Raw genomic sequence first — 3558 nt, 5'->3', positions numbered from 1 at the left:
TATGAGTTTTTCTAGAATTTGAACTGCGTTTGTAGCAGCTCCTTTACGAATTTGATCACCACAACAGAATAAAGCCAAAGAACGACCTGTCGGATCTGTTAAATCTTTACGAATACGTCCAACAAAAACCAAATCCTGGTCTGTTGTATCCAATGGCATTGGATAAATTTTGTTTTGCGGATCATCTTTTAATACAGTTCCTTGTCCTTTTGAAATTAATTCACGCGCCTGATTCACATCTACTTCTTTTTCACATTCAATAAAAATAGATTCAGAATGAGAACGTAAAATAGGAACACGTACACATGTACAATTGACTAATAAATCAGGATGATGCCACATTTTTCTTGCTTCATTTTGCATCTTCCATTCTTCTTTAGAAATACCAAATTCATCAAAGTCACCAATTTGTGGAATTAAATTATAGGCGATTTGATATGGGAAAGCCGTTTTTGGTGCATTTGGATCTTTTAATTGCGCTTCTAAATCTTGAATACCTTTTACACCTGCACCCGAAACAGCCTGATACGTTGAAACAATCATACGTTTAATATGATATTCTTTATGAAGTTCATGTAAAGCCACCATCGCAATAATTGTTGCACAATTTGGATTGGCTATAATTCCATTATGTTTTTCAATATCTTCTGGATTAATTTCAGGAATCACAAGAGGAACATTTTCATCTAAACGAAAAGCCGATGAATTATCAACAACAACAACGCCTTTAGCATTAGCCCATGGAATCCATTTTCTGGCTAAATCATTTTCAGTAGCACCTAAAGCATAATCTACATCATCAAAGCTATTTTCAGTTAATTCTTCAACAACAATATCTTGTCCATTAAAAGAAAAAACTTTTCCTTTAGAACGAGCTGAAGCCAATAATTTGACATTGACATCAAAATTTCTTTCTTCTAAACATTGAAGCATTTGTTGCCCAACAGCACCTGTAGCCCCAACAATCGCAACTGTATATTTACTCATTTTCATTCTCCTTATTTACAAACGCATTATAAATTGTATGAATTGTTCTTTCGAAATCTTTTTTCTTTACCCCAACAGTGATATTAATTTCACTACTTGATTGAGCAATCATACGAATATTGATATTTTCTTTTCCTAAAGCACTGAATAAACGACCAGACGTACCTGGTTTATCCATCATATTTTGTCCAACTGTTGAAATCAATGCCAAGTCCTCTTGAATGGAAATATCATCTGGTTTTAATTCCGATTTCAAACGAGCTAAAATCTCATATAAACTATTTTCGACTTCTTTCTTTTCCACGACAATACTAAATGAATCAATTCCACTTGGAATGTGTTCAATACTGACATTGTAGCTTTCCAAAATCGATAAAGCACGACGAATGAATCCCACTTCATTGGACATATGTTTCTTATAAATATATATCGAAACAAAATCTTTTTTTCCGGCAATACCTGTGATCGGAAAATGATTACGTGCCTTGGATTCCTGGATATAAGTACCAAAATCTTGTGGACAATTGGTATTTAAAATATGAATCGGAATATTTTTCTCTTTTACAGGGAAAATAGCTTCTTCATGAAGAACACTGGCACCCATATATGACAATTCACGTAACTCCGTATATGTAATATATTTAATTTGTTCTGGATTTGGTACAATTCTAGGATCTGCCATTAAGAACCCAGACACATCTGTCCAGTTTTCATATTCATCGGCTTCTAAGCACTTAGAAAGAATAGAACCCGTAATGTCTCCACCCCCACGAGAAAAGACTTGAATTTGTCCACTGGAATTGGTTCCGTAGAAACCAGGGAATACAAATCGTTCATATTGTGCACATTTTGCACTTAATTTTTGAGTGGTTACATCCCAATTAATGGTTTTATCTAAATGAAAACGAATAACATCTTTTGCATCAACAAATGCATAACCCAAATATTCTGCCATTAATTTTGCACAAAAATATTCACCACGAGACACAATTTCATCTTGTGTCATTTGATTTAAATTGGTATACATCATATCAAGTTCTTTTTCGATAGGCTGTTTTAAACCCAATTCATTTTTAATATCCATAAATCTTTGTTTGATCAGAGCAAAGACATTGCTGGCATCTACGTGATATTGACGATGCGCATCGAGTAAATACAATAAATCAGTAATTTTACTGTCCGATGAATCTCTTCTTCCCGGTGCCGAAACAACGACAAAACGACGAGAAGGATCGGATAGTACGATGTCTTTTACTTTTTTAAATTGCGCCGCATTGGCGACACTGCTTCCTCCAAATTTTGTGATTTTTAACATATCGATTCTTCCTTTTTTACATATATTTGGCAATCATCGCACTTGAATCCTGATTCAAAATAGATTGCGCAAGTTCCATGAATTCCTTTGTGGAAATGGCTTTTGTATGAATATAATAATTGGCTCCATTACATTCAATACCTTCAATACAACTATTTTCAATATACTGATTCGTGCGAATCAAATAACGCTCTTTCAATAAAGAATTACTGTATGTCAATTCCTTATCTAAAGAAACATCACTATATAAAATACCTTCTTTAATATCCAGTATGTCTTCTACTATAGCATTGGCAGTAGGTAATTTTCCAGCCCCTTGGCCATAAAATTTTAATTCACCAATCGTATCTCCAAATAAAGACACGATATTAAAATTCGATGGAATATTGGCTTCCAATGAAGAACAATCAAAAACCATTGGCATGACAAAAGCTTCATATTTCCCATCTTTTGTACAAGCCTGTCCAATATATTTGATCATTTGATTTTTAGAATTCACAAATTGAATATCCTCATAAGAAATGTTTGCCATTGAAAAACAAGGAAACTCTTTCATATCAATTTTAGCATCAAAAGCCAATGCAGCAGAAATTGTCACTTTGTTTTGCACATCATATCCATCAATGTCTGCACTCGGATTGGCTTCTGCATAACCAAGAGCTTGTGCATTTTTTAAAGCTACATCAAATTCTTCTTGTTGTCTATGCATAGAATCCAAAATATAATTTGTGGTTCCATTAAAGATACCATAAAAAGAAGAAATCTCATCAATTCGCTTTGCTTTTTGAAGACTCGCTAACCATGGAATTCCACCACCTGTACTGGCTTCAAAACGGAATTGAACCCCATTTTCTTTTGCGGTCTGCAAAAAATCACTCATGTGGGCGGCTACAACAGCTTTATTTGCTGTTACCACATGTTTTTTATTTCTAAGACATTCCATAATAAAATCATACGCTGGATGAATACCACCCATGGTTTCTACAACCAAATCAATGGAATCATCTTCTGAAATGTCTTTAATATCACATACAATGATATCTAATTTATCTTTGTTTTTTGGTAAATCTAAAATCTTAACGACTTGACAATCCATTAAATCTTTTGATTTACGTTGATTTACAATTTCGTAAACACCACTTCCGATTGTTCCAAAACCTAAAATCGCAATCTTCATAACATTCCTCCCTTGTAGACTTATAAAAAACACTTGTTTTTAAAACGTGAACATTGTATCATAGGATATGTAGTTTTTC

General features: G+C 33.6%; 3 protein-coding genes. All 3 read right to left on the bottom strand.

The features are described from left to right. Positions 1-987: aspartate-semialdehyde dehydrogenase (locus ACI32A_RS01350; RefSeq protein WP_439753221.1), on the bottom strand; the 987-nt coding region annotated here is incomplete at its 3' end. Beyond that, complete coding sequence (locus ACI32A_RS01345) at positions 980-2302, bottom strand: aspartate kinase (protein WP_439753220.1); 1323 nt, start codon at positions 2300-2302, stop codon at positions 980-982. The genes ACI32A_RS01345 and ACI32A_RS01350, both read right to left, overlap by 8 nt. A gap of 16 nt (positions 2303-2318) precedes the next feature. Next, positions 2319-3479 carry a homoserine dehydrogenase gene (locus ACI32A_RS01340; protein ID WP_439753219.1) on the bottom strand — a complete coding sequence of 387 codons (1161 nt, stop codon included), beginning with the start codon at positions 3477-3479 and terminating at the stop codon, positions 2319-2321. Positions 3480-3558: the final 79 nt, after the last annotated feature.

This window comes from Floccifex sp. (assembly GCF_051873555.1).
Classification (GTDB): domain Bacteria; phylum Bacillota_I; class Bacilli_A; order Erysipelotrichales; family Erysipelotrichaceae; genus Floccifex.
Note: the sequence above shows the minus strand (reverse complement) of the source record. Positions and strands in the feature narration are given on the sequence as shown.